A 21,705-nucleotide genomic window follows, 5' to 3' on the forward strand; every position below is an offset into this window, starting at 1 on the left:
CTTTTCACGCTCGCGACAGCCGCTTTATCCGAGGCAGGACCCGCTTTCTGCGCTCGCGCCAGCCGCTTTATCGACCCTCCTTCCGCTCCCGGAGCACACGTCCGCTGCAGGAGGGTCAATAAAACGGCACCGACGTTACCGTGCCTTTGATTCCCGGTCCGTCGAAGACCCGCTTCACACTCCCCCACGCGACACTTTGCCCTCCGTAACCGCCGCCAGTGCGGCACTCCCAGCGACGGTCCCTACAGCCAAAGTGTCGTGAGACCCAGTCGTTCATCGGCCCGGGGGCAGCATCGCAATCACTGTCAGCATGGCTTGCCTCGCGGGTGCTCCCCTCGATGCACGACGACGGCAATGGCGCTGGTTTTGCGCAGCAAAAGTAGCTCCGTTGGCGGCCCCGGGCGCTGGAGAGGGCGCACGCCCGGCAAATTGAGACGGTGTTTTATGCATTGTCGAGGAACCGCCATACGGGTATGTCCTAGGTGCCCCGAAGCACCCTCGATTTTCATCCGAAAAACCATTTGATAACAAAGACTTGTCCGCGTTTGACACGTCTTGGGAACATGTCTCGTCCCCGTTTTGCCTTATTTTTTTTCTTTTGAAGGGTTGTGGATGTAAATATACTTTCTTCATCCCGTTGACATCGAGTTTCCCCCGTCCCGATGAAGATTGTCTCTCCGGCCCCCGACGCTGATTTGCCGCTGACCGAGCGGATCGCGCGCGCCATGCCCGAACTCACCCGTGCCCAACAGCGCATGGCTGCGTTCGTGCTCGACAATACGTTTCGGGCCGCCACGATGCGTATCGACGAATTCGCCGAAGCCGTCGGTGTGTCCATCGCCACCGTGAATCGCTTCTCCCGCGCGCTCGGCTTCGACGGTTATCCGCAATGCCGCGCCGCCATGGTGCGCGGTTTCGAAGCCACGCTCGCGCCGATCGAGAATCTGCGCAGCAGCAAGGCGCAGGTCACCTCCGTCGGTGATTTGATCGCCAATTCGCTTACGCAGGCCATTCAGAATCTTGAGTGGACCCGCCGCGCACTCGACGCCGGAACCTGCGAGCGTGCCGTCGAAGCGATTCTCGGGGCCCGCCGTATCTATATTCTCGGGCTCGGCGCGAGCGGGTACCTCGCCGGTTTGCTGCATCACGGGCTCGATCCCTATTGCGAGAATGTACAGGCGGTCGTCGGCGCCGGCGGCTCCACGCACGCCGCCCGTCAATTGTTCAAGCTGCGGGAGGACGATCTCGTCATCGCACTCGGCTTTCCCCGCTATGTCATCGACACGGTTACGCTGTGCCGCCGCCTGCGCGCACGCAATGTGCCGATGCTGGTGATCACCGATAGCCCGACGTCGCCACTCGCGCCGCTCGGCGCCATCACGCTGTTCGTGCGCGCGACGCGCCGCATCGGCAGCAATTCGGAAAGCAGCGTGCTCGCCATGATCGACGCACTGTGCGAAGCGGTGGCGCAGCAAGCGCAGCACTCAGTGGAACGCACCACGGAATTGACCGATTTCCTGCTGCCGTGGCTCGATGTGACCACCGCAGCCGCCGCCAAACCCGGCCCCGGCAATCGTGCCGCGACGGACGATAAGCCGAATCCGCCGGCCAAAGTCAAGAAGGACTCCGCGATATGACGCAATCCCCCGCTCGCGCGGTCATCGCCATTCATGGCGGCGCCGGCACGATCAGCCGCGATACGCCCGCCATCGAGGTGAAGGCCTATCACGATGCGCTCGCAGATATTCTGCGCGCCGGACAAACGATTCTCGCCAGCGGCGGCAGTGCGCTCGACGCGGTCACCGAAGCGGTGCGCCTGCTCGAGGACTGCCCGCGCTTCAACGCAGGCCGCGGGGCTGTGTTTACTCACGCGGGCACGCACGAGCTCGACGCGGCGATCATGGACGGCACGACGCTCGACGCCGGTGCGATCGCGTGCGTCCACCAGATCCGTAATCCAATTCTCGCGGCGCGTGCCGTGCTCGAGAAAAGTGAACACGTGTTGCTGGTCGGCAAGGGCGCGGAAGCGTTCGCCGACGCGCACGGCATCGCGTCGGTCACGCCCGATTATTACTTTACGCAAGCCCGCTACGCGCAGTGGCAACGCGCGCTCGCCGCTGCCGCCGTGCAACTGGATCACGATATGCCGCTGAAGGTCAACGGCGGTGACGAACCGATCGATCCGGATTCGAAGTTGGGCACAGTCGGCGCCGTCGCTTGCGACCTGGATGGCCGCGTCGCCGCAGCGACCTCGACCGGGGGGATGACCAACAAGGCCGTCGGCCGCGTCGGGGATTCGCCCATCATCGGCGCCGGCTGCTATGCCAATAATGCCAGCGCGGCCGTGTCGGCCACGGGGACGGGCGAAGCGTTCATGCGAACGGTCGCCGCGTATGACGTCGGCGCGCTCATGATGTACGCAGGGCTGTCGCTCGAAGACGCCGCGACGCGCGTGGTCAGCGAGAAGCTCGCCAGCGTCGGCGGCCGAGGCGGTCTCATCGCCGTCGATGCGCACGGCAATGTGTGCCTGCCGTTCAACACGGAAGGGATGTATCGCGGCGTGGCTCGCGTGGGTGAAGCGCCCATGACGGCGATTCACGCGTAATGCGTCGGTAGGTAAGCATCAACGAGGGACGGTCCTTGGCGGGACTGTTCGTAACAGGTGCCGGGCGAGCTCGCGCCGGTATCGCAGGGCCAGCAAGAGCGAGGTAGCGCGTGGCAGATCGCAAGACAACCCCAACGATTTCGTTGCCCCCGGAGCGTGTGATCGCCGTCGAGGGCCTGACGGTACAGTTCGCGACGTCCGAGCGCGCGGTGACGGCCGTGCGCGATCTTTCGTTTCACGTCGACCGCGGTGAAACGCTCGCGATCGTCGGCGAGTCGGGCTCCGGCAAGTCGGTCACGTCGCTCGCGGCGATGCGGCTGGTCGAGAACGGCGGTGGCCGTATCGTCAGTGGCAATATGACGCTGCGCCGCCGCAACGGACAGCTCGTCGACCTGACGCGCGCCGGCGGCAGCCTGATGCGCTCGATTCGCGGCGCAGACATGGCGATGATTTTCCAGGAGCCGATGACGTCGCTCAATCCGGTCTTCCCGGTCGGGGAGCAAATCGCGGAATCGATCCGGCTGCACCAGCGCAAGGACGCGGCCGCAGCGCGCGCGGAAGCGTTGCGCATGCTCGAACTCGTGCGCATTCCGGAAGCGAAGCGGGTGCTGGGGCGTTTTCCGCATCAGCTCTCGGGCGGCATGCGGCAGCGGGTGATGATCGCGATGGCGCTGTCGTGCAAGCCCGGACTGCTCGTCGCCGACGAGCCGACCACGGCGCTGGATGTCACGATCCAGGCGCAGATCCTCCAGTTGATCCGCGCGCTGCAGGAAGAAATGCACATGGGCGTGGTGTTCATCACGCATGACATGGGCGTGGTCGCAGAAGTGGCCGATCGCGTGCTGGTCATGCATCGCGGCGACAAGGTGGAAGAGGGCACGACGGACGCGGTCTTCGCCGCCCCCCGCGAACGGTATACGCAGGCGCTGCTGTCGGCGGTGCCGCGTCTGGGATCGATGGCCGGCACGGATCTGCCCGCGCATTTTCCGCTGCTGCGCTACGATGCGCCCGCCGGGACGAAGCCGGCCGCCGAAACGCCGCAAGCGACGGTCGCGCCCGACGCGGCGCCGATCCTGCGGGTGCGCGATCTGATCGCGCGTTTCGATGTTCCCACCGGTCTGTTCGGACGTGTCACGCGCCGCGTGCATGCGGTCGAGCGGGTCAGCTTCGATCTGCGTCCGGGCGAAACGCTCGGCCTGGTCGGGGAGTCGGGCTGCGGCAAGTCGACGACAGGCCGCGCGCTGCTTCGGCTCGTGGCCAGCCAGGGCGGCTCGATCGAGTTCGCAGGGCAGAAGATCGAAGCGCTCGCGGGGCGCTCGCTGCAACACCTGCGCCGCGATATCCAGTTCATTTTCCAGGACCCGTTCGCGTCGCTCGATCCGCGCGTGACGGTCGGGTTCTCGATCATGGAGCCGCTGCTGGTGCACGGTGTCGCCAAGGGAGCGGAAGCGGAAGCGCGCGTGGCGTCGCTGCTCGAACGCGTTGGACTGCCCGCCGATTATGCGCAACGGTATCCGCACGAGTTCTCGGGCGGCCAGCGCCAGCGGATTGCAATTGCGCGCGCGCTGGCGCTCAATCCGAAGGTGGTCGTCGCCGATGAGTCGGTGTCGGCGCTCGACGTGTCCGTGCAGGCGCAGATCATCAACCTGATGCTGGATCTGCAAAAGGAATTCGGCATCGCGTTCCTGTTCATCTCGCATGACATGGCGGTGGTCGAGCGCATCAGTCACCGCGTGGCGGTGATGTACCTCGGACAAATTGTGGAGATCGGCCCGCGCCGCGCCATTTTTGAGAATCCACAGCATCCCTATACGAAGAAGCTGATGGCTGCGGTGCCGATCGCGGATCCGTCGCGTCGTCACCTGAAGCGCGATCTGCTCACCGAGGAAATTCCCAGCCCGATCCGTGCCGTCGGCGACGAGCCGGTCGTTGTGCCGCTCGTGGAAGTCGGGCCGAATCACTTCGTCGCGCGTCATCGCGTCGCCGGGGCGTATTGAAGCAGGAAAACCCGTCCGTCCGGGCCGCAGCGTCCGGCGGGATTTTGTCAGACCAGAAGGAGAGTCAGATGTCGAAAACCGTTTTGCTGAGCCTACGTCTGAAGACGGCGCTCGCGGCCGCCATGGTGGCCGGTGCCACGTTGTCCGCCGCGCCGGCGTTCGCCGCGAAGGACGTCGTGATGGCCGTCCAGTCGACGTTTACGACGATGGACCCGTACGACGCCAACGACACGCTGTCGCAAGCCGTTGCGAAGTCGTTCTACGAAGGCCTGTTCGGCTTCGACAAGGACATGAAGATGATCAATGTCCTCGCCGACAGCTACACGGTCTCGCCGGACGGCCTGGTGTACACGATCAAGCTGAAGAAGGGCGTGAAGTTCCAGGACGGCACGGAATTCAACGCCGCCGCCGTCAAGGCCAACTTCGACCGCGTGACGAACCCCGACAGCAAGCTCAAGCGCTACAACTTGTACAAGGAAATCGCGAAGACGGATGCCGTGGACGCGACCACGGTCAAGTTCACGCTCAAGGAGCCGTTCTCGCCGTTCATCAATACGCTGGCGCACCCGTCAGCCGTGATCATCTCGCCCGAAGCGCTGAAGAAGTACGGCAAGGACATCGCCTCGCATCCCGTCGGCACGGGCCCGTTCGAGTTCGTCGAATGGAACCGCACGGATCACGTGAAGGTGAAGAAGTTCGACGGCTACTGGAAGAAGGGCTATCCGAAAGTCGACACGATCACGTTTAAACCGGTCGTCGACAACAATACGCGTGCAGCCGTCATGCAGACGGGCGAGGCAGGTTTCGCGTATCCGGTGCCGTACGAGCAGGCTGACGGCCTGAAGACCGGCGGCAAGGTCGACGTCATCGCCGGCCCGTCGATCATCCAGCGTTACATCAGCCTGAACACGAAGCAAAAGCCGTTCGACAATCCGAAGGTGCGCCAGGCGCTCAATTACGCGATCAACAAGGAAGCGCTCGTGAAGGTCGCGTTCTCGGGCTACGCCATCCCGGCCGAAGGCGTCGTGCCGAAGGGCGTCGACTACGCGGAGAAGACAGGCCCGTGGCCGTACAACCCCGCCAAGGCGAAGGAACTGCTCAAGGAGGCCGGTTATCCGAACGGTTTCGAGACGGTGCTGTGGTCGGCCTACACGTTCACGACGGCGCAGAAGGTGATCCAGTTCGTGCAGCAACAACTGGCGCAAGTCGGGATCAAGGCGCAGGTGCAGGCGCTCGAAGCCGGTCAGCGCGTCGAACGCGTGGAGAGCGCGCAGGATCCGGCAACGGCGCCGGTGCGGATGTACTACGTCGGCTGGTCGTCGTCGACCGGCGAATCGGACTGGGCGCTGCGTCCGCTGCTGGCATCGGAATCGTTCCCGCCGAAGCTGTTCAACACGGCGTATTACAAGAACGACGCCGTGGATGCGGATATCAGCAAAGCGCTGCTGACGACGGACCGCGCCGAGAAGGCCAAGCTGTACAAGGACGCGCAGGACAAGATCTGGGCCGACGCGCCGTGGGTCTTCCTCGCGACCGAGAAGCTGCTGTACGCGCGCAACAAGAATCTGTCGGGCGTGTATACGATGCCTGATGGTTCGTTCAACTTCACCGATATCTCGATGAAGTAAGCCGCAAGGCGCGCTATTGCAGGACTCGTGTTGTAGACGTGGTATCGCACGGCCGTGGCGGCGGGATCGCTAGATCCACCGCCGCGGCCCTGCGCAACGAATTTTTGACGGGCCCCCGACCGCGATGTTTAATTATTTCCTCAAACGCCTGCTTGGCCTGATCCCGACGCTGCTGATCGTGGCGGTGCTGGTGTTCGCCTTCGTGCATATGCTGCCCGGCGATCCCGCGCGTCTGGCAGCGGGTCCGCAGGCCGACGAAGCCACCGTGGCGCTGGTGCGCCAGGATCTTGGCCTCGATCGACCCCTGCTCACGCAATTCACACACTTCATCACGAACGCGGTGCGCGGCGAATTTGGCCTGTCCATGCGCAGCAAGCAACCCGTGAGCGAGGAAATCGCGATGCGGTTCATGCCGACACTGTGGCTCACGCTGCTATCGATGATCTGGTCGGTCATCTTCGGGATGGGCATCGGCGTGGCCTCGGCCGTCTGGCGCAACAAGTGGCCGGACCGCCTCGGCATGACGCTGGCGGTTTCGGGCATTTCATTTCCCGCTTTCGCACTGGGCATGCTGTTGATGGAGGTGTTCTCGGTGCAATTGGGGTGGCTGCCCACGATGGGCGCCGATACATGGAAGAGCTATATCCTGCCCTCGATCACGCTCGGCGCCGCCGTGGCGGCCGTGATGGCGCGCTTTACGCGGGCCGCGTTCGTCGAGGTGCTGCATGAAGATTTTATCCGCACCGCGCGCGCCAAGGGGCTCAATGAGCGCAGTGTGGTGTTCAAGCATGGTTTGCGCAACGCGATGATCCCGGTCGTCACGATGATGGGGCTGCAGTTCGGCTTTCTGCTCGGCGGCTCGATCGTCGTGGAAGTCGTGTTCAACTGGCCGGGGCTGGGACGTTTGCTGGTCGATTCGGTCGAGATGCGCGACTACCCGGTGATCCAGGCCGAGGTGCTGCTGTTCTCGCTCGAGTTCATCCTGATCAACCTCGTGGTCGATGTGCTGTACGCCGTCATCAACCCGACCATCCGCTACAAGTGAGGCGCGCGCCATGACAACGAGCAACCCCATCGAAGCCGGCGCCGGCCAAACCGCCGCAGCCGCCGCGCCCGCCCGCGTACGCACGCCGTGGCGCGAATTCTGGCGCAAGTTCCGCAAACAGCATATCGCGCTTGTCGCAGGCGCGTTCGTGCTGCTGCTGGTGATCGTCGCGATCCTCGCGCCGCACATCGTGCCGTTCGACCCGGAGAATTTCTTCGACTATGACGCGCTGAACGCCGGCCCGTCGCTCAAGCATTGGTTCGGCGTCGATTCGCTGGGCCGCGATATTTTCAGCCGCGTGCTGGCCGGCTCGAGCATTTCGCTGGCCGCCGGTTTCGGCTCGGTCGCGCTCGGCGCAGTCATCGGCACGGTGCTCGGCCTGCTCGCCGGCTATTACGAGGGCTGGTGGGACCGTATCGTGATGCGGATCTCCGACGTGCTGTTCGCCTTCCCGGGGATCCTGCTCGCCATCGGCGTGGTCGCGGTGCTGGGCAGCGGCATGATCAATGTGATCGTGGCCGTGGCGATCTTCTCGATCCCGGCGTTCGCGCGCCTCGTGCGCGGCAATACGCTGGTGCTCAAGCATCTGACGTATATCGAAGCGGCGCGCAGCATCGGCGCCTCGGACTGGACGATCATCATGCGCCATATCCTGCCGGGCACGGTCTCGTCGATCATCGTCTATTTCTCGATGCGCATCGGTACGTCGATCATCACCGCCGCGAGCTTGTCGTTCCTCGGACTCGGCGCGCAGCCGCCGACGCCGGAGTGGGGCGCGATGCTCAACGAAGCGCGTGCCGACATGGTCAATGCACCGCACATCGCCCTGTTCCCCAGCCTCGCCATTTTCCTGACGGTGCTCGCCTTCAACCTGCTCGGCGACGGTCTGCGCGACGCGCTCGATCCGAAGCTGGACCGGCAATGAACGCGCCGCATGTCGGTTTGCTGCCGGCAGGCGCGCGCGACGCCATCACCGACGTGGCCGGCGTGACCGTGGGTCACGCGACGCTGGCGAATGGGCCCGTGCAAACGGGCGTGACGGTCGTCCATCCCCACGCAGGCGATCCGTTTCGGGAGAAAGTCCCGGCGGGGGTGGCCGTCATCAACGGTTTCGGCAAGAGCGTTGGCCTGGTGCAGGTCGACGAACTCGGCGTGCTCGAGACGCCGATCGCGCTGACGAACACCTTCTCCGTAGGCACGGTCGCGACGGCGCAGATTCGTCGGGCCGTCGCGGCAAACCCCGAGATCGGCCGGGCGTGGCCGTCCGTCAACCCGCTGGTGTTCGAGTGCAATGACGGCTTCCTGAACGACATGCAGGCGTTCGCCGTCGCCGAGTCGCATTACGCCGAGGCGTGCGCCGCCGCGTCGCCGGTGTTTGCGCAGGGCGCCGTCGGGGCCGGTCGCGGGATGTCCTGTTTCGAGATGAAGGGCGGCATCGGCTCGTCCTCACGTGTCGTGGCAACGGCGGGGCGCACGTGCACGGTCGGTGCGCTGGTGCTCTCGAATTTCGGCAAGCTCGCGCAGATGACAATCGCCGGAAGGCGTGTCGGTGCGGCGCTCGCGGCCCGTCTGCCGAGTGACGCCGGCACCCCTGAGCGCGGCTCCATCATCTTGCTGCTGGCGACTGATGCGCCGCTCGACGCGCGTCAGTTGCGCCGGCTGGCAAAGCGCGCCGGGGCGGGCCTGGCGCGCACGGGGTCCGTTTACGGCCACGGCAGCGGCGATATCGCCTTGGCGTTCTCCACTGCCTATACCGTGCCCCACGATGCGGCGGTGCCGGCGCAGACCCCGCCGCTGTTGCCCGATGCGACGCTCGACCCCTTGTTCCAGGCGGCGGCCGACGCGATCGAACAGGCGATCCTGCATGCGCTGTTCGCCGCGGAAACGGTGACGGGCCGCGACGGCCATGTGCGTCACGGATTCACGCAGCAGGCGCCCGACTGGACCGCGCTGGAGGCTGCGCCCTGAGTATTTTGCCCGATCCGCCGGACCGGCGCAGTCGGGCGTCACTGAACTGGACTGACACATGCGTATCCTGATTTCTGCCGACATCGAAGGCGTCGCCGGCGTTTTTCACGCCGAGCAGACACGCGCGGGCAATGGCGAATACGAACGCGCGCGACGCTGGATGACGCTGGAAGCGAACGCGGCCGTGCAAGGCGCGTTTGCGGGCGGTGCGACGGAAGTGATCGTCAACGACTCGCACGGCGGCTTTCGCAATCTGCTGCCCGACGAACTCGATTCGCGCGTGAAGCTTGTGCTCGGCAAGCCGCGCTATCTGGGCATGATGGCCGGACTCGAATGCGGCTGCGACGCGGTGTTCCTGATCGGCTATCACGGACGCTCGCAAAGCCGGAGCGTGCTCGCGCACACCATTAACAGCTTCGCTTTCGCGCGCGTCTGGCTCGCCGGCGAAGAGGTCGGCGAGGCGGGGTTGTATGGCGCACTCGCGGGCGAGCGCGGTGTGCCGGTCGTGCTGGGCAGCGGCGACGACGTTTTCTGCGAGGAAACGCAGTCGCTCTTCCCCCATGCGCGCTTCGTCGAGGTGAAACGCGCGCACGGGCAGGGCACGGGGATGACGCTGAGCCCGCAGGCGGCGCGCGAGGCCATCTCGGCGGCAGCGCGCGAGGTCCTGGCGGCGCCGGGCAATTGGCAGCCCCGGCGGGTGGCGGTGCCGGTCGACGTCCGTCTGCAGGCGCAGACGACGGCCTTGGCCGATCTGTTCTGCCAGTGGCCGTCGCTCGAACGTGTCGATGGCGTGACGCTGAAATTCACGGCCCAGACGGTCGAGGCGGCCGTGCGCATCCTGAACTCGCTCTCCGCCATGTCGTTCATGCTGCGCTGAGCCCGTGCGGGGCCGTCGGGGCGAGGGCGGCGCGTCCCGCACTGTCAGTCAACCGGTCGGACGGCTTGCCCGCGGAGGGTGCGGTCGTGCGATAATCATTTGTAATAATTCCCGTTGCGGGAATGATCTGCTTTTGTTCGCACCGCCGCCGGCACTCGCGCCGGCCAAGAAAAATGGAAATCAGAAACGCCCGTCGCTGGGCGGAACCCGGGGCTCGACGGTATGTCGGGGCACTGATGGTGGTGTTCGCCGCCTTCCTGGTGCGTAGCCTGCTGCATCCAATACTCGATCGCGCAATGCCGGGCGTCATGTTCGTATGCGCGGCGATTATCGTCGAGTTCCTGTGGGGACTCGGGCCGGCGATCCTGGCGATGTTCATCAGCATCCCGATTTTCGACTTTTTTTTCGTGCCGCCGTTTCGGGACGTGACGACGCTCGACCGGCGCGACGTGCTGATCGTTATCGGCTTCCTGTTGATCGCGCCGCTGGCCGTCGCGCTGATCGAATGGCTGCGCCGCGCACAATATCGCGCCGAGTTGCTTGCCGAGGTGTCGCAGACGCGCTATGAAATGCTGCTGCGCGCCGACAACGAGCGTCTGGTGCTGGCGGATTCTGTCAAGCTCGGGAACGCCTTGATGACCTATCTGACGCGCCATCTCGACGCCGTGTTCTACATTGCCAACCCCGCGCTACGTTACGAGTATCTCGATGAACGGTTCCGCCGGTACAGCGGCGCTGCGCCGGAAGAGTTGCAGCGCAGTGGCCTGCGCGGTCAGTTGCACCCCGATGACGCGGCGCGCATGGCGGGATTGTTCGATGCGTCTTTGCCGATGCCGGCGCGCGGCGCCTACACGCTGCGTGTGCGCAACGCTCGCGGCGGTTATGACCTGCTGACGTGTGAGCTGGAGTTCTTCCATGCCGCCCTCGGCACCTTCACGATCCTGCGCCGGCGTTCGCTGCCGCCCGCCACGACGTCCGCGCCCGCGTCCGTCACTGCCGACGCATCGCCAAAGCGCGCGGCGCGCGCGACCAACTGAGGGCGCAACGTGTTCCAGACCGACATTCATTACCAGGGCGGCCCGAACGCGGTGCTGCTGTTGCCCGGCCTTTGCAGCACGCCGCTGGAAATGCGTTACGTCGCCAAGGCATTGCAGCGTGACGGCTATACCGTGTCCGTGCCCTACATTGCAGGCTACGGTCTCGGCACCCCGTGCACTGACTGGCGTGCGTGGATCAAGGCAGCGCGCGCCGAGTACCTCAAGCTGAAGCAGACACACGCGACGGTGTCGTTGTGCGGACTGTGCATCGGCGCGACGCTGTGTCTGGCGATCGCGCAGGAAGAGCCGTCCGTAACGTCGCTGTCCCTGCTGTCCGTCACGTTGATGTACGACGGCTGGACGATCCCGTGGTATTACCCGCTGATCGATTTCGGCTATCACACGCCGCTGCGGCACATCTACAAATACAAGGAAACGAGTCCGTTCGGACTGAAAAATGAATCGCTGCGTGCGCGCATCGAGAAATCGATGTCGCAGCATGCAGCCTCGGAGATCGGCGCGGCGGCGCTGCCGTTGCCGCATCTGTACCACGCACGCCGCCTGGCGTCGCACGTGCGGCGCAACCTGCATCGCGTGACGGCCGATTGTCTTGTCATCCATGCCGTGGACGACGATACGTCGAGTCCGCACAACGCACGCATCGTGCATGAAGGCGTGTCCTCGGCACACAAGCAGAAGTACCTGCTGGCCGAGAGCTATCACATTGTGACGATGGACAACGAGCGGGAAGTGGTCGCCGACGAAACGCGCCGCTTTTTCCGCGACAGCATTCAGCGGCAGCACGGCGGCGCGGCGCCGGAAGCCCGCATCATCTCGAAGGCGCTGCTGCGCGCAAATCGTCAGCGCGGCGCCTGAGTGCGTCGCGGCGTGTCTGCGCCGGGGTCCGTCGAGCGAGCCGGCGGCACGAATCGCGTTTGCGCCGGCGGCTTACGTGTCCCCGGCCTTGACCAGCAGAAGCGGCACGGTCGTGATGCGCAGCAGGGTTTCGGCGACGCTGCCGAGCAGCAGGCGCGTGACGCCGCGGCGGCCATGCGTGCCGAGCACGATGACGTCGGCGCCCCAGTCCTGCGCCTCGTGCAGCACGACATCGGCGATCTCGTGGGTGCCCGAGTCAAGCGAGATCAGTTTCGTCTCCGCTTCGATACCGCGCTGCTTCAGATCGGCCTGCGCCCTGGCGAGAATTTCATTCGTTTCCTGCTCGAAGGTGCCCTCGCTTTCGACCGGCACGAACCCGCTATACGCGCCTGCGGCATAAACATTCGCGAGCGATGGCACGACGGAAACCAGGCGGATACGGCCGTGGCTCAAACCCACCAGCTTGACGGCTTCGTCGATGGCGCGGTTCGAGGGGTTGCTGCCGTCGATCGAGACCAGAATGCGTTCATACATGATGGTGTCCTCACGCGGGGAGAATCCCGTGATTTCATTCTCCCACCTGCGCTCCGGCATGTCACCCGATGCGGGACGCCGTGCCCGATCTCGCGCAAGGGCTCCGCGCGCTTACCGGCAATTCGATCGTATTACGAACCGCGCGAGCAGGCGAACAGCACCGTGAGCGCGCCGTATTCCGGCGTCCGGCGTAGCGTTTCGTAGTCGCCGCCCCCGCACAGGCTGCGCGCCCGTGCGTCGCAGTCGAGCGACGCCTGGCTGTCGCGCTGGTTTGCCGCCGCAGCGCACTGGATTTGCTGCGTGGGGCGTCCGTCGGACGTAAATAGCGGGGCGTTGGTGCCGCACGCGCTCAACAACAGCGTGCCGATCAGGACAAGCTTTTTCATGAATTTTTTGGAATGCTCGCGAAGAAGACGACACCGCTCGGCCCTATCCGTGAAGTCCCCGGGGCGTGAGCGATGCCCGGCCAGTATGCCGAAGCAGTATACCGCGCGGGACCGCCCCTGCGCTTGGGATGTCACCCGAATCGCGCGGGCCTCAGCGCAGCATGGCCTGCCGGCGCAACGTGAGCAGGCTGTCGCTGACGACCAGCGCCACTGCCACCCAGATCGGGCCATGCGTCCATAATCCCTGCGCACTGAACGGTTCGCCCAGCACCACGATCGACACGGCGAACAGCAAGACGGGTTCGACATAGCCGAAGATGCCGAACAGGCCAAGCGGCAGCAGCCGACTCGCGCCGAGGTTGCCGGCGATCGCGGTCGCGCTCAGCAGGCCGAGCACCGGTAGCCACAGCCAGAAGCGCGGCTGCGCGAGCAGCGCCGGATCGGCGCCCGGGCCGCCCCACAGCGCCCAGATGGCGAACGGCGCAATGCAGATCAGTTCCAGCACGAAACCGGCCAGCGCGTCGAAGCGCAGCCAGCGCCGCAGCATGAAGTAGGGCGGATAACCGAGTACGATCAGCGCCGTGACCCACGATATCGCGCGGGTCAGCCAAAGTTCATGCGCGACGCCGATCGCCGCGATGGCCAGTGCACTCCATTGCAGTGCGTGAAGGCGTTCCCCGTAGACGAAACGGCCGACGAGCACCATCGACAGCGGCAACAGGAAGTAGCCAAGCGAAACGTCGAGCACGCGCTGTTGCAGCGGCGCCCAAACGAACAGCCACAGTTGGGCGCTGAGCAATGCCGCGCAGGCGAGCACGCCGGCCATCAGCTTCGGGGCGCGCAGCACCCGGGCCAGCACGCGGGCGAACACCGGCCAGCGGCCCAGCACCGTGAGCAGCACCAGCGTGCCGGGCAAGGTGAGCAGGATGCGCCAGGCGAACACGTCGAGTCCGGTCAACGGCGCCAGCTGCGCCACGATGGCGGGCATGACCGAGAACATGACCGAAGCCGAGACCGAAAGCATCACACCGCGGCCGGAGAGCATGAAATGGGAAAAGGAAGAATCGTTCAGGCCGCGAGCATAACAAATTCCGCGGCTTCCGTACGCGGACGTAACAACGTCACGAGAATTGGCGATAATGGGCGATTCGTGGCAATTGTCGCCATCGTTCATTGAGGAGCCTTGCATGTCGCACCATCGTGCCGTTTCCACCGGGTTTGCCGCCCACGCCGCCTACGCGGAATATGCCGCTTTCGCTGAAGCCATGGCCGACGCCGTCCGTCCGTTGTCACTCGGCTGGTTCCGCCGCCGGCTCGACATCGAAGCCAAGGCAGACGAGAGTCCCGTGACCATCGCCGACCGCGAGGTCGAGACGGCGTTGCGCGCGCGCATCATGCAAACGTACCCGGCGCACGGCATTTGGGGTGAGGAGTTCGGCAAGACGCGGCCGGACGCGGAGTTTGTCTGGTCCGTGGATCCGATCGACGGCACCCGCAGCTTCATTACCGGGCATCCCCTGTGGGGCACGTTGCTGGCCCTGTTGCGCAACGGCCGCCCGGTGCTTGGCGTGATTGACATTCCGGCGACCGGCGAGCGTTGGGTCGGCATGCAGGGCGACGGCGGCGGCGCCCGTTTCAATGGGGCGCCATGCGCGACAAGCCCGGTCGCGGCGCTGGCCGACGCGACCGTCTACGCGACGTCGCCCGACATTTTCAGTGAGACGGAATTCGCTGCGTTCGGGCGCGTGTCCGCCGCGACCCGCCACCGGCGGTACGGCGGCGATTGCTATGCGTATGGACTGCTTGCGAGCGGTCATGTGGAACTGGTGATGGAAGCCGGGTTGCAGACCTACGACTATCTGGCGCTGGCGCCCGTGATCGAGGCCGCCGGCGGCATCATCACCGACTGGGACGGCCAGCCGCTGACGTTGGCCTCGCAGGGCCGCGTGCTCGCCGCCGCCAATCCGGCGTTGCACCGTCAGGCGTTGGCGTTGATCGGCCGCGTGACGGTATAGGGCGGGGGGGTTAGTGTGCGGACGTGCCGGCCGGTAGTGCCGGCAGTCCGCGCCACACGCGCGGCAACAGCACGCCAAGGACAACGCCGCGCACCGCCATGAACACCATCAACGCGGCCCACAGGCCATGATTGCCCCAGGCGTCCTGAACCCACGGCAGCAACGCGGCGAAGACGATCAGTGCAATCAGCGATGAACTCAACAGCTCGCGCGTGCGTGTCGCGCCAATGAACACGCCGTCGAGCTGGAAGCACCACACGGCCACGAGCGGCGAGACGATCGCCCACGGCAGGAAGCGGCGCGCCGCCTCGCGTAACGCCGGCTGGTCTGTCAAGGTATCGATGATGGCCGGCCCGCATAGCGCGTAGACGACGGCGAAGCCCAACGCGCAGCCGAAGGCCCAGCCCGTTGACAGCCGGATTGCGCGCAACAGCGGCGCGCGCTGGCGCGCACCGATGTACGCGCCGACGAGCGCCTCGGCAGCGTGTGCGAAGCCATCGATTCCGTACGCCATGAACGTCTGGAAATTGAGCAGCAGCGCGTTTGCCGCGAGCGTGAGGTCGCCCAGGCGTGCGCCGACGCGCGCGAACCAGGCGAACGCCAGTTGCAGGAAAAGCGTCCGCAGGAAGATATCCAGATTGAGGCGGAACAGACGCCACAGTGCCGCGCGCGCCAGTAGCGCCGATAGGCGCGGCGGCGGCAGATGCGGTGTGCGGGCCGCCCATAGCAGCCATGCCCCGAACATGAAGCCGAGCGTGTCGGCGAGCGCCGTGGCGGCGGCGATGCCGGACACGCCCCAGCCGAGAACGCGTACGAAAGCCAGCACCGCGATCATGTTGACCACGTTGATGAACACCTGCACGAACAACCCCCGGCGCACTCGCTGGCAAGCGAGCAGGTAACCGAGCACGACATAGTTGGCGAGCGCTAGCGGTGCGGCAAAGATGCGGATCTCGCAGTATTGCGTGGCGAGCCGCCGGACGTCGGCACTGCCGCCGAGCCAGTCGAGCGCCAGCGCGATCAGCGGTGCGCGGGCGAGGACCAGTACCGCGCCGATGACACCGGCAAGCGCCAGCGCGCGCCAGAGCGTGTCGCGCAACCGCACGGCGTCGTTCGCGCCGAACGCCTGCGCGGCAAGGCCGGTGGTGCCCATGCGCAGGAACGAGAACCCCCAGAACACGAGATTGAAGAACAGTCCGCCCAGCGCGACGCCACCAAGATAGGCCGGGCCCGGGAGGTGGCCGGCGACAGCCGTGTCGACGGCCGACAGCAGCGGTTGCGTCAGGTTGGCCAGCACGATCGGGATGGCAAGGCGCAAGAGTTGCCGGTGGCCGGCGGGCGCAGGGTTCATGAATGCGGGGCGTGGCGGCCGTTCATGGCGGCGCCGTTCTGGTGAGATCGAGAGGCGCATTATACGATCGCGTGCGCGGGCGTCTGCGCCAATAAAAATGCCCGCACGAGGCGGGCAGAAAGTCACTACAGGGGAAGTCATGCGTTATGAGCGGAATATGAGGCAAGAGTTCCCGGAATTTCGCGAGGTAAATTGATTGGAGCCGGGTGGGCAATCGCCGTAAAATAAGCGTGTTTTCGCAATCGCCCGCCCCCCCTCCGCTCGATGTCAGCGCGTCTTCCGGCGCCTGTCGGCGCGGCCTGCCAAGGGGCGTGCCACGGGTTTTCGTATGACGGTAAAAATGGCGGTGCGCCAAGGCCGGATGACCTCGCTGGTCGCCGTGGCCGTGAGCCTTTGGGCATCCGGCGCGCACGCACAATCGGGATGGGCGGCTGCCAATCCGCCTTGCTTCACAGAGCAGAATGCGCTGGCCTACGGTTTGTGGGAGCGCGGGCTTGCGCCTGAATACTTTGTGATGCCGGAACCGCCGCCTCCTGATCCGGAGGCAAGCCGGGATCCGATTGCGCTGTTCGCCGGCGCCGATCCGGCGGCGGTTGCTGCCGCCATCGACCGCGAGGCGGCGCAGCGCGCGGCGACGGACAACGGAAACGCGCTGCCTGCGCGAGACGGCGACGCCGCAACGGCTGCGGCTGGCGATTCGGCTCGCGATTCGGCTCGCGATTCGGCTCGCGATTCGGCCGGCGAGCTGCCGGCATCTGCGGCATCTGCAACGCCTGCGACATCTGTCGCGTCTGAACCAAGCGCCGCATCTGCCGCAACGCCCCCATCTACCTCGTCAACCGCGTCTGCCGCGTCAACCGCGTCAACCGCGTCTGCCGCGTCTGCCGCGTCTGACGCTTCGGCGACGGCCGCGAGCCAGAACGCCGAGGGCGTCGCGGCGATGGCGCAGGCCAATGCAGATGATGCGGCCAACGCGTTGAGCGCGACCGGCAAAGGTGCGCCCGAGGCCCCCGATCCGGCGGCCGTTGCCGCAGCCGAGGCCGCGGCGGCGGCGACCGCCGCCCTGTATGCTGATCCCGCGACGGCGCCGCTGCCGCAGGACGTGGCGAAGCCGAACGCGTTCATCGCCCGGGGCGCGTGCTTGCGGGGCATCGCGCCGACCGAAAGCTTCGCCACGCGCAATATCCGGGTGTTGATGCGCCAGGGGCTTTACGTGCAGCGCGAGAATCTGCCGCTGACTGCCTCGCGCAGCAAGACGCGGGGCGAGGGCGCCGTCGGATTTCAGGTGCTTAACGAAGCGCCGTACACGTTCAACGTCGCCATGAACAATGCCGGGATGACCACGACCGGCAAGATGCAGGGCACCGCCAATCTGCTCCTGAACAATCCCCTCGGGATGGGCGGCCGGTTGAACTCCACGCTGAGCCAGGACTTGCAGAACGCACGCCGCGATTCGACCAATCGGGACCTGACCGCCAGCTACACGTTGCCGATCGACGCCGACTGGACGGTGGGCTTGCAGGGATCGGCGAAGGCGTCGACAGACCAGATGGCGTCAAGCACGAGCCAAGGGCAGAGCCTGCAATGGCGGGTGCGCCGGGCGTTCGACATCACCGCGAACGGGACCACCGGGGTCGAGCTGCGCTACAACCGCAATCGTTACGAGGATGCGTCGGCACAGCGCTCGTACGACACATTCGCCGAGGTTGGCCTTAGCCATCAGCACTATTTTGGCCGGAGCAAACTGGACCTGTCGGTGATGCAACGCTTCGCCGCGCCGTGGATGCCGTCGTCGAGCGGTCCGCCGGGATGGTCGTACCGCTTCCGGTCAGTCGACGCGAAACTCTCCGTGCCGTTCTGACAAAAAAACCCGCCACGAGGGCGGGTGAGGAAGCAGACCCCCCACGGGGAAGTTGAAGGCCTGGTCCCGTCGATTCTCGGGACGGATGTAGTATCGTCATGATGTCGCCCGCTGGCTATGGGCAAAGTCCTAAATTCCCAGAGAGTGCCGCCATGACCGACTCGACTGCCGTTCCGCCCGCCGACGACGAATCCGGCGCCAAACCGGCCGGCCCTCCCGCCGATGCGGCGGCCCAGGTGTCGCTGCGCGCGCTGCGCACGGCGCTCCTGCATCAGCACAAGATCCTGATCACGCATGATCGGCAGCAATACGAAAACGTCTTTGGCCCGGTACCGACGGGCCGCTTCGTGCAAGTGTTGACGGAAGACCCATGGTTTCGCTGGCTCGATCCGCTATCGCGGCTGATCGTCGCGCTTGACGAATGGTTCGAACAGTCGCCGCCCTTGGCCGAGCCGGGGCGCGATCTCGTCGAGACCGCTGTCGGGCTGTTTCAGGGCGAGGCGTCGAAGGAATTCGGGGAGCGTTATCGTCTGGCGTTGCAGCACGCGCCCGACGCCGTGCTGGGGCACAGCGAGGTCATTGCCGCGCTGCGCGCGGCCAAATAAGTCATTCGTCCCATGGGCGGTCGACGCGCACGCCGGGCACGCGGTGCAGCAGGCTGACAAGTTCGGATTGCCGGCGGGCGCCGGTTTTCGCCATGATGGAGCGCAACTGCGAGCGCACCGTGTGGATGGAGCTGCGCCGTTGCGCCGCGATTTCGTCGAGCGACAGGCCGGCGCTCAGCGCCAGCCCAATATCCGTTTCCGCAGCCCCCAACCCGAAGAGATGTGCGAGCAGTTGCGCCCGGGCGGCCGGCTGGGCCGGGCCCGCGCGCGCGAGCAGCATCGCAAGCGGCACCGTGTCGAGACTCGCGAGCGGGTGCGACGGCGTCAGCGGCACGCAAGTCACGGGCAACCGGTCGGGGCCGTCCGACAGCGCGATCGGGTGCGCCATGCGCGGGTGGCCGCAGGCGAGCGTGAGCGCGTGTTCGAGCGCTTGCTGCTCGTGCGTTTGTCTCGCTCGCAAGCGTCCGTCGCGCACCGTCAAGGGAAAGCCGTCGCGCGTCAGTGCCATTTCGCCATGGCGATTCGCGTGACGAAGCCGTCCGTCGCCATCGGTCACCATGATCATGAAGTCCACGTTGTCGAGTGCGGATTCACCGAGAAGGGCCTGGCCCTGCAAGTTTCGCAGTTGCGTGCCCAAGCGGCTTGCACGCATCAAATGCGGTTTGAGCTGCTGCAGGACGTCGAGGGCGTCGGCGTCGTAGGGATCTTGCCCCGGCGCACGGAACAGGCCAATGACACCCGACTGGTGGTCGTTGTCCGAGAGCACGGCGCCGGCCGTGTAGCGGATGCCGTTCGGCATCAGGAATTCGTTGTAGCAGGGATCGTGAGCAACGAAACGCTGGTCGAAGCGATGATGGCACGCACGCCACTCGCCAACGCCCTGGCTCATCACCCATGCACGGCGCGGATCGATGTGGGCATAGTGTGTGGCGTACACATACGACTGGGCTTCGTCAAACGCAAACGACACGTGACCGTCGCCCGCTTGCTTGGTGATGTCGTCCCAATAAAAGAAATGTCCGCCTATCGCGCCGGCGGCTTGCGACACCTGCTCGAGCACCGTGCCCCACTGAGACACGTCGAGCGTGGTCTCGTAAATGCTCTGGATGACGGCATCGAGCGACAACCTGGACGACGTTAGTGCCATGTCGGCCCCCGAACTGACCTCAGACGTTCCCCGCGCGGCAAGTTCACGCCGCACATCTGCCGTGCCGGCGGCTTCGCCGTCCCGCACGGGGCATTTTTCCGAAGATGCTACGCGAATTGCGTGAATTTGTGTAACGCGCGCGGCGGCGCGCGACCGGGCACGATCACGCAGGCGGCGGGCAATCCGTCAAGCTTGAAATTTGCGCTTTCCGTGATCATGAATTGAGCAATGATCTTGACAGCCTTGTCCCGTGGCCTTTATGGGCGTTCGGGGTCGACTTATCCAGTGGGTTATCCACAAGGGCTGTGGATAACGTCCGGTAATCGGTTTTGGTGTCGGGCGTCTCCGGGCTTGCCGCACGGAATGATTGGGCGTACGACGCAGGCGTTTGGCGCTGCCGTGTCGGGCGCCGTGGCGAACCGGCGCGGCGCTGGCTCCTTCAAAACGCTGCCGGCTGGCTCTGTCAGGCGCTACGCCATGCTGCGACAATGTCGGATTGCGACGGTTTGGTACGCGAATGATTCGCACACCGCCGCGCGAATCTTCGTGCCCCGACCGTTTTCATGACCCAGACCTCGATTGTCCTGCTCGTGTTGTTCTCCGCGCTCATGCATGCGACGTGGAATGCCTTTCTGCATGCGAGTCCGGACCGGCTGTGGCAGGTCGGCATGATGGCGGTGCCGCAACTCGTCGTGGCGGCGGTGGCGGCGTGTTGGCTGCCATTGCCGGCGCCATCGGCATGGCCGCTCGTGATCCTGTCGGCGATTGCACAGGTCGGTTACACGGCGTCGCTCATCCGCGCGTACCGAGCGGGCGATTTCGGTCAGATCTATCCCATTGCACGCGGCATTTCGCCGGCGCTGATCGCGCTGGCGGCGCTCGTCCTGGCCGGGGAGCGCCCGGGGTGGCTGGCAGCTGCGGCGATTGTGCTCATCTGTGTGGGCATCCTGTCGCTGGCGCTGCGCGGCCGGCATTTTTCCGTCGACAGCGTCCCGGCGGCGCTGATGACCGGCGTGTTCATCGCCGCGTATACGATCATCGACGGCTTCGGCGTACGGACCTCCGGCAATGGCTTCGCTTACATTGCGTGGGTCTATCTTGCCGCCAGCGTGCCGCTGGTGGGTACGGTGTACCTGCGTCGCGGCGGCCTGCGCGGCATGTTCCTCGCACCGCCGCGACGCGTGGCCGAGGCCATCGGCGCGGGCATCGTGGCGCTGACGGCCTACGGCATGGTCGTATTCGCGCTGCAATTCCTGCCGATGGGCGTCGTTTCGGCGCTGCGCGAATCGAGCGCCATCTTCGCCGTAGTGCTCGGCTGGCTGTTCCTGCGCGAGCCGTTGACGCCGCGACGCGTGGTGTCCGGACTGCTGGTCGTGGCGGGCGCCATGCTCATTAAGCTAGGTGGCTGACGCGCTTGGCAGTTCCCCTATCGACTTGTCATCCGCAACGCGCGGAGATGCCATGAACCGAACGGACTCTTAACGGACGCGTGTTCGTTTCCAATAGGAAAATTCCGTTTTCGATACAGATAATTCCGAAATATCTGGCGTTGACCGAATTACCGGCTAACAACGCTTGCGCGTTCTGTCACAATCCCCGCCGTTTTCCATTCGGTTCGTAGCCACATTCTGATGGCCTGGCGTGATCGTGCACGCACCGTTTGATACCCCCATTTTCCTGCAGCCGTGCCCCCCGACGGCCGTCCGTTTCCCCGCGCGGTTGGCTCTGACATGTAGCAGCCGCGCCATGAACCGAGATCGGCATGAACGCTCG

Annotated in this window: 19 protein-coding genes; 14 read left to right on the forward strand and 5 right to left on the reverse strand. The window is 65.4% G+C overall.

Annotation, left to right across the window (positions count from 1 at the left end):
* Window positions 1–662 precede the first annotated feature (662 nt).
* The 10 genes from PTE30175_RS01960 to PTE30175_RS02005 all read left to right on the forward strand — a co-directional run bounded on the left by PTE30175_RS01960 (window position 663) and on the right by PTE30175_RS02005 (window position 12,033).
* The gene (locus tag PTE30175_RS01960) at window positions 663–1,637 is read left to right on the forward strand and encodes a MurR/RpiR family transcriptional regulator (RefSeq protein WP_150695352.1); all 975 of its coding nucleotides are present in this window, start codon (window positions 663–665) and stop codon (window positions 1,635–1,637) included.
* A complete protein-coding gene (locus PTE30175_RS01965) occupies window positions 1,634–2,605 on the forward strand; it encodes an isoaspartyl peptidase/L-asparaginase family protein (protein ID WP_150695353.1) in 972 nt (323 codons plus the stop codon). The genes PTE30175_RS01960 and PTE30175_RS01965 overlap by 4 nt, the downstream gene beginning before the upstream one ends.
* Window positions 2,606–2,715: 110 nt before the next feature.
* A complete protein-coding gene (locus PTE30175_RS01970; protein ID WP_150695354.1) occupies window positions 2,716–4,602 on the forward strand; it encodes a dipeptide ABC transporter ATP-binding protein in 1,887 nt (628 codons plus the stop codon).
* Window positions 4,603–4,670: 68 nt separating this feature from the next.
* Complete coding sequence (gsiB, locus tag PTE30175_RS01975; RefSeq protein WP_150695355.1) at window positions 4,671–6,230, forward strand: glutathione ABC transporter substrate-binding protein GsiB; 1,560 nt, start codon at window positions 4,671–4,673, stop codon at window positions 6,228–6,230.
* A gap of 124 nt (window positions 6,231–6,354) precedes the next feature.
* Window positions 6,355–7,275 (forward strand): glutathione ABC transporter permease GsiC, encoded by a 921-nt coding sequence (gene gsiC, locus PTE30175_RS01980; protein ID WP_150695356.1) that lies wholly within the window; start codon window positions 6,355–6,357, stop codon window positions 7,273–7,275.
* A 10-nt stretch (window positions 7,276–7,285) separates the two neighbouring features.
* A complete protein-coding gene (gene gsiD, locus PTE30175_RS01985; RefSeq protein ID WP_150695357.1) occupies window positions 7,286–8,200 on the forward strand; it encodes a glutathione ABC transporter permease GsiD in 915 nt (304 codons plus the stop codon).
* The gene (locus tag PTE30175_RS01990; RefSeq protein WP_150695358.1) at window positions 8,197–9,243 is read left to right on the forward strand and encodes a DmpA family aminopeptidase; all 1,047 of its coding nucleotides are present in this window, start codon (window positions 8,197–8,199) and stop codon (window positions 9,241–9,243) included. The genes gsiD and PTE30175_RS01990 overlap by 4 nt, the downstream gene beginning before the upstream one ends.
* Before the next feature lie 58 nt (window positions 9,244–9,301).
* The gene (locus tag PTE30175_RS01995) at window positions 9,302–10,120 is read left to right on the forward strand and encodes a M55 family metallopeptidase (RefSeq protein ID WP_150695359.1); all 819 of its coding nucleotides are present in this window, start codon (window positions 9,302–9,304) and stop codon (window positions 10,118–10,120) included.
* 173 nt (window positions 10,121–10,293) lie between these two features.
* Complete coding sequence (locus PTE30175_RS02000; protein WP_191628767.1) at window positions 10,294–11,157, forward strand: DUF4118 domain-containing protein; 864 nt, start codon at window positions 10,294–10,296, stop codon at window positions 11,155–11,157.
* A 9-nt stretch (window positions 11,158–11,166) separates the two neighbouring features.
* Complete coding sequence (locus PTE30175_RS02005) at window positions 11,167–12,033, forward strand: alpha/beta hydrolase (RefSeq protein ID WP_150695361.1); 867 nt, start codon at window positions 11,167–11,169, stop codon at window positions 12,031–12,033.
* Between the two features lie 72 nt (window positions 12,034–12,105).
* On the opposite strand, the gene PTE30175_RS02010 is transcribed toward PTE30175_RS02005, so the two are convergent.
* From PTE30175_RS02010 to rarD, 3 genes are all read right to left on the reverse strand, one after another.
* A complete protein-coding gene (locus tag PTE30175_RS02010) occupies window positions 12,106–12,567 on the reverse strand; it encodes a universal stress protein (protein WP_191628769.1) in 462 nt (153 codons plus the stop codon).
* 131 nt (window positions 12,568–12,698) lie between these two features.
* A complete protein-coding gene (locus PTE30175_RS02015) occupies window positions 12,699–12,953 on the reverse strand; it encodes a hypothetical protein (RefSeq protein ID WP_150695363.1) in 255 nt (84 codons plus the stop codon).
* A gap of 151 nt (window positions 12,954–13,104) precedes the next feature.
* A complete protein-coding gene (rarD, locus tag PTE30175_RS02020; RefSeq protein WP_150695364.1) occupies window positions 13,105–13,998 on the reverse strand; it encodes an EamA family transporter RarD in 894 nt (297 codons plus the stop codon).
* A gap of 142 nt (window positions 13,999–14,140) precedes the next feature.
* On the opposite strand from rarD, the gene hisN reads away from it, so the two are divergent.
* Window positions 14,141–14,968: a histidinol-phosphatase gene (gene hisN, locus PTE30175_RS02025; protein WP_150695365.1), complete on the forward strand. Its 828-nt coding sequence runs from the start codon at window positions 14,141–14,143 to the stop codon at window positions 14,966–14,968.
* Between the two features lie 10 nt (window positions 14,969–14,978).
* Here hisN and PTE30175_RS02030 read toward each other — a convergent pair whose 3' ends face one another.
* Complete coding sequence (locus tag PTE30175_RS02030) at window positions 14,979–16,319, reverse strand: MATE family efflux transporter (protein WP_150695366.1); 1,341 nt, start codon at window positions 16,317–16,319, stop codon at window positions 14,979–14,981.
* Between the two features lie 328 nt (window positions 16,320–16,647).
* On the opposite strand from PTE30175_RS02030, the gene PTE30175_RS28115 reads away from it, so the two are divergent.
* Together PTE30175_RS28115 and PTE30175_RS02045 are read left to right on the forward strand one after the other, a co-directional pair.
* Complete coding sequence (locus PTE30175_RS28115; RefSeq protein ID WP_191628771.1) at window positions 16,648–18,180, forward strand: ShlB/FhaC/HecB family hemolysin secretion/activation protein; 1,533 nt, start codon at window positions 16,648–16,650, stop codon at window positions 18,178–18,180.
* A 152-nt stretch (window positions 18,181–18,332) separates the two neighbouring features.
* Window positions 18,333–18,785: a hypothetical protein gene (locus PTE30175_RS02045; protein WP_150695368.1), complete on the forward strand. Its 453-nt coding sequence runs from the start codon at window positions 18,333–18,335 to the stop codon at window positions 18,783–18,785.
* 1 nt (window position 18,786) lies between these two features.
* Here the strand turns inward: PTE30175_RS02045 and PTE30175_RS02050 are convergent, their stop codons facing one another.
* Window positions 18,787–19,932: a helix-turn-helix transcriptional regulator gene (locus PTE30175_RS02050; RefSeq protein ID WP_150695369.1), complete on the reverse strand. Its 1,146-nt coding sequence runs from the start codon at window positions 19,930–19,932 to the stop codon at window positions 18,787–18,789.
* 563 nt (window positions 19,933–20,495) lie between these two features.
* On the opposite strand from PTE30175_RS02050, the gene PTE30175_RS02055 reads away from it, so the two are divergent.
* Window positions 20,496–21,341 carry an EamA family transporter gene (locus PTE30175_RS02055; protein ID WP_150695370.1) on the forward strand — a complete coding sequence of 282 codons (846 nt, stop codon included), beginning with the start codon at window positions 20,496–20,498 and terminating at the stop codon, window positions 21,339–21,341.
* Window positions 21,342–21,705: the final 364 nt, after the last annotated feature.

The sequence above is a fragment of the Pandoraea terrae genome, assembly GCF_902459695.1.
Lineage (GTDB): Bacteria > Pseudomonadota > Gammaproteobacteria > Burkholderiales > Burkholderiaceae > Pandoraea > Pandoraea terrae.

What these genes read in the sequence shown, in the direction of transcription:
- PTE30175_RS01960 (WP_150695352.1), top strand. Translation starts at nt 663, where the DNA reads ATGAAGATTGTCTCTCCGGCCCCCGACGCTGATTTGCCGCTGACCGAG.
- PTE30175_RS01965 (WP_150695353.1), top strand. Translation starts at nt 1,634, where the DNA reads ATGACGCAATCCCCCGCTCGCGCGGTCATCGCCATTCATGGCGGCGCC.
- gsiB (WP_150695355.1), top strand. Translation starts at nt 4,671, where the DNA reads ATGTCGAAAACCGTTTTGCTGAGCCTACGTCTGAAGACGGCGCTCGCG.
- gsiC (WP_150695356.1), top strand. Translation starts at nt 6,355, where the DNA reads ATGTTTAATTATTTCCTCAAACGCCTGCTTGGCCTGATCCCGACGCTG.
- gsiD (WP_150695357.1), top strand. Translation starts at nt 7,286, where the DNA reads ATGACAACGAGCAACCCCATCGAAGCCGGCGCCGGCCAAACCGCCGCA.
- PTE30175_RS01990 (WP_150695358.1), top strand. Translation starts at nt 8,197, where the DNA reads ATGAACGCGCCGCATGTCGGTTTGCTGCCGGCAGGCGCGCGCGACGCC.
- PTE30175_RS01995 (WP_150695359.1), top strand. Translation starts at nt 9,302, where the DNA reads ATGCGTATCCTGATTTCTGCCGACATCGAAGGCGTCGCCGGCGTTTTT.
- PTE30175_RS02000 (WP_191628767.1), top strand. Translation starts at nt 10,294, where the DNA reads ATGGAAATCAGAAACGCCCGTCGCTGGGCGGAACCCGGGGCTCGACGG.
- PTE30175_RS02010 (WP_191628769.1), bottom strand. Translation starts at nt 12,567, where the DNA reads ATGTATGAACGCATTCTGGTCTCGATCGACGGCAGCAACCCCTCGAAC.
- PTE30175_RS02015 (WP_150695363.1), bottom strand. Translation starts at nt 12,953, where the DNA reads ATGAAAAAGCTTGTCCTGATCGGCACGCTGTTGTTGAGCGCGTGCGGC.
- rarD (WP_150695364.1), bottom strand. Translation starts at nt 13,998, where the DNA reads ATGCTCTCCGGCCGCGGTGTGATGCTTTCGGTCTCGGCTTCGGTCATG.
- hisN (WP_150695365.1), top strand. Translation starts at nt 14,141, where the DNA reads ATGTCGCACCATCGTGCCGTTTCCACCGGGTTTGCCGCCCACGCCGCC.
- PTE30175_RS02030 (WP_150695366.1), bottom strand. Translation starts at nt 16,319, where the DNA reads ATGAACCCTGCGCCCGCCGGCCACCGGCAACTCTTGCGCCTTGCCATC.
- PTE30175_RS28115 (WP_191628771.1), top strand. Translation starts at nt 16,648, where the DNA reads ATGACGGTAAAAATGGCGGTGCGCCAAGGCCGGATGACCTCGCTGGTC.
- PTE30175_RS02045 (WP_150695368.1), top strand. Translation starts at nt 18,333, where the DNA reads ATGACCGACTCGACTGCCGTTCCGCCCGCCGACGACGAATCCGGCGCC.
- PTE30175_RS02050 (WP_150695369.1), bottom strand. Translation starts at nt 19,932, where the DNA reads ATGGCACTAACGTCGTCCAGGTTGTCGCTCGATGCCGTCATCCAGAGC.
- PTE30175_RS02055 (WP_150695370.1), top strand. Translation starts at nt 20,496, where the DNA reads ATGACCCAGACCTCGATTGTCCTGCTCGTGTTGTTCTCCGCGCTCATG.